We start from the raw sequence: 3495 nt of genomic DNA, 5'->3' as shown, positions 1-3495 counted from the left end.
GCAGCTCTAATCGCTGCCACGCTCACCTACTGGTGCAATTGAGTCCGGACCCTAGCGCTGCCAGACGAGCGAGCCCGCAATGGCGGCCCGCACCCCGCGCCGACAGATCGATCGCCTCTGCGCACCCGGAGCGTTGGCCGGGCGGTCCCATTCGGCGTCGAGCCCAGCGCCGCGAGATTGCGAGCGCCATGCCACACCCGAAAGATTGACCGTCTCGCATCTGTGAATTCGCTTCCCAGATGTTGCGAAACCCGCCCGGCTACCGGCCATCCGCCGCCTGACCTATCTCTCTACCCAACGGCGATGCACTTCACCGAAGCTTCGTCCCGGATCCACCAACGTAGACTTCAACGACGCAGGCACCGCCTGCCTCTTGATCAAAGGACAAGGCAATGGCACTCAAGGATATTCTTCCCGGCAAGCTCGGCTTCGGCGCAGCACCGCTCGGCAACATGTTTCGCGAAATTCCGGAACAGGAAGCGCTTGGCACCGTCGAGGCCGCCTGGAACGACGGCATTCGCTACTTCGACAACGCCCCGTTCTACGGCGCCGGCCTTGCGGAAATCCGCATGGGCGAAGCGCTCGCAGGGCGCCCGCGCGACGAATATGTCATCAGCACCAAGGTCGGTCGGGTGATCCTCGACGAGATCGAGGATGTCAGCGCCCGCGATCTCGGCGAAAAGGGCGACGTCTTCCGCTATGGCCGCCCCAACAAGATCGTCAACGACTATACCTACGACGCGACGCTGCGCTCGATCGAAGACAGCCTCAAGCGCCTGAAGACCGACCGCATCGAGATCGCCTTCGTCCACGACGTTGCCCAGGACTTCTACGGCGACGAATGGCTGAGTGTCTTCGAAACCGCGCGCAACGGCGCCTTCAAGGCGCTCGACAAGTTACGCGACGAGGGCGTGATCAAGGCTTGGGGCCTCGGCGTCAACCGGGTCGAGCCGATCGAACTGCTGCTGGCGCTCGAAGGTCCCCGGCCGGACGGCTTCCTGCTTGCCGGGCGCTACACGCTGCTTGACCATGACCGCGCCCTCCAGCGCGTCATGCCTGCGGTCGCCGAACGCGGCCTCGGCATCATCGTCGGCGGCCCCTACAGCTCGGGCGCGCTGGTTGGCGGACCGAACTTCGAATATGCCCCGGTGACGCCCGCAATCCTGCAGAAGGTGGCAAATATCAAGGCGATCGCCGACCGTCACGGCATCTCGATGAAGGCGGCAGGCCTGCAATTCGCGCTTGCCAACCCGGCCGTCGCAGCCGTCATCCCCGGCGCCAGCCAGCCGAGCCGCATCGCCGAAGACCGCGCCGCCCTCAACGAGGTCGTACCGGCCGACTTCTGGCGGGAACTCAAGTCAGCCGGCCTCGTCAACCCGGCCGCTCCGCTACCGATCGCCGGCTAAACCAATTCCAGGAAAAGTGTGAAACGGTTTTCCGGTCGGAATTGCGACAACTCGATACCCCGAAACCACCATCCCCGCCCGTCATCCCACGGGCGGGGAAAGCTCTGCCGGTTCCTCGGCCAGAAAGCGCTGCAGGCGGGGCACGGCAAAATCGAGGAAGGCGCGCACACGCGCCGGCAGAAGCTGGGCGCCACGAAACAGCGCATGGATATCGTCGGCCTCGGCAATCGCGCTGTCGGCCAACACCTCCACCAGTTCGCCACGGGCGATCGGACCGCGCACGTGATAGTCGGCAATCCGCCCGATGCCGACGCCTGCCATCGCCATGCGGCGGATGGTTTCGCCGTTGTTGGTCAGAAGCGAACCGCTCAGCATCCGCTCGACGATCCGCCCACCTTCGCGCATCGGCCACACCGGATTGGCCCGGCGAAAGTTGAAGCCGATGCAATTGTGATGAAGCAGGTCTTCCGGCGTTTCCGGCACGCCCCGCCTTTCGAGATAGGCGGGGGACGCGACGATCCGCCTTTTGGTCTCGCCGATCTTGCGCGCCACCAGATTGGAATCCGGCAGCCGCCCGACCCGGATCGCCACATCCGTCCGTTCGAGGTAGAGATCGACGACTTCATCCGACAGCGAAAGGTCGATGACGATCTTCGGATAGGCTTCCCAGAAGGCGGGCAGGATCGGCTCCAGCGCCGCGGCACCGAAGCTGACGGACGAGTTCACCCGGATCAGCCCTTCGGGCTCGGCACCTCCGTGGGCAATCTGCTGTTCGGTCTCGTCGAGATCGGCAAGCAGCCGCTGGCTCCGCTCATAGTAAAACTCGCCTTCCCGGGTCAGAAGCAGCCGCCGGGTCGAGCGCTCGACCAGGCGGATGCCAAGACGCGCCTCCAGCCGCTGGATGAGCTTGGACACGGTCGACGGCGTCATCAGCAATTGCCGCGCGGCCTCCGAAAAACTGCCGGCCTCGACCACCTGGACGAACACCATCATCTCGCCTGCCCGGTTATCCATGACGCCCCCCCGATTTGAATTCATAGATCTGCCGCCAGATTAGCGCTGAAAACCCACGGTGTCGCGGCGTTGCGGGCCCCCGCCGCAGCACCTGTGAATTTCCCTATCAGATCCTGGGAACCCTCACCGTCTACTGCTCCGCCGCCTGTCGTGAGATCTGTTGTCTCAAGCGAACCGTCCAGAAGCGACGGTCCAGCACAACAGGAAAAGGATCACCGAGATGTCCCACACCGTCGAAGCCAGCCTTGCTCCGCCGACCGCCGCATTCGATTTCGCGAGCCTGCGCCAGCGGGTCAGTGGTGCGCAGATCGCAACCCGGAGGCGCGCAGCACCGCCGGTCGTCGAAGCCCCGACCCCGCAGAACAACCGCCTGACGCTGCTTGCGCTGGCGCTCGGCAGCTTTGCCATCGGCACCTCGGAATTTGCCAGCATGGGCATCATCCAGCTCTTTTCCGAAGCCATGAACATCGGCGTGCCGGAAGCCACCAGCGCCATCACCGCTTACGCCTTCGGCGTCGTCATCGGCGCGCCGCTGATGACGCTGGCGGCCGCGAAAATGAACCGGCGCACGCTGCTTCTGGCGCTGATGGGGCTGTTCATCCTCGGCAACGTGCTTTCGGCGATTGCCGCAAACATGGGCATGCTGATGGTCGCCCGCTTCATCAGTGGCCTGCCGCAGGGCGCCTATTTCGGCGCCGGCGCCGTGGTCGCATCCTATGTCGTCGGCCCCGGCCAGGCCGGCAAGGCCTTTGCCATCGTGATGACCGGGCTGACGGTCGCGACCATCATCGGCTCGCCGCTCGCAACCTTCCTCGGCCAGACACTCGGATGGCGCGAAACCTATCTGGCGATCGCCGCCTTTGCCGTCCTCGCCTTCGTCGCGATCTGGGCCTGGGTACCGCGCACCAAGGCGCTTGATGGGGTTCCGGTCGTGCAGGAGCTCTCGTCGCTGCGCAAGCCAAGTGTGTGGGGCGTGATGCTGGTGGCAGCCGTCGGCATCGCCAGCATCTTTGCCGTCTACACCTTCATCGCCCCCATCGTCACCGATGTCGCTGTCCTTTCGCCGGCCATGATC

General features: G+C 64.7%; 3 protein-coding genes. 2 read left to right on the top strand and 1 reads right to left on the bottom strand.

Translation table 11 applies throughout. The features are described 5' to 3' along the window. Positions 1-392: 392 nt before the first annotated feature. Entirely contained in the window at positions 393-1406 is a 1014-nt protein-coding gene (locus I8N66_RS36795; protein WP_113539030.1) for an aldo/keto reductase, read from the top strand. An 81-nt stretch (positions 1407-1487) separates the two neighbouring features. Here the strand turns inward: I8N66_RS36795 and I8N66_RS36790 are convergent, their stop codons facing one another. After that, a complete protein-coding gene (locus I8N66_RS36790; protein ID WP_113539029.1) occupies positions 1488-2420 on the bottom strand; it encodes a LysR family transcriptional regulator in 933 nt (310 codons plus the stop codon). 220 nt (positions 2421-2640) lie between these two features. Between I8N66_RS36790 and I8N66_RS36785 the strand changes: the two genes are divergently transcribed. Further along, positions 2641-3495: MFS transporter (locus I8N66_RS36785; RefSeq protein WP_291165415.1), on the top strand; the 855-nt coding region annotated here is incomplete at its 3' end.

Origin of the sequence: Ensifer sp. SSB1 (assembly GCF_016652895.1) — a bacterium.
Classification (GTDB): Bacteria; Pseudomonadota; Alphaproteobacteria; order Rhizobiales; family Rhizobiaceae; genus Ensifer.
Note: the sequence above shows the minus strand (reverse complement) of the source record. Positions and strands in the feature narration are given on the sequence as shown.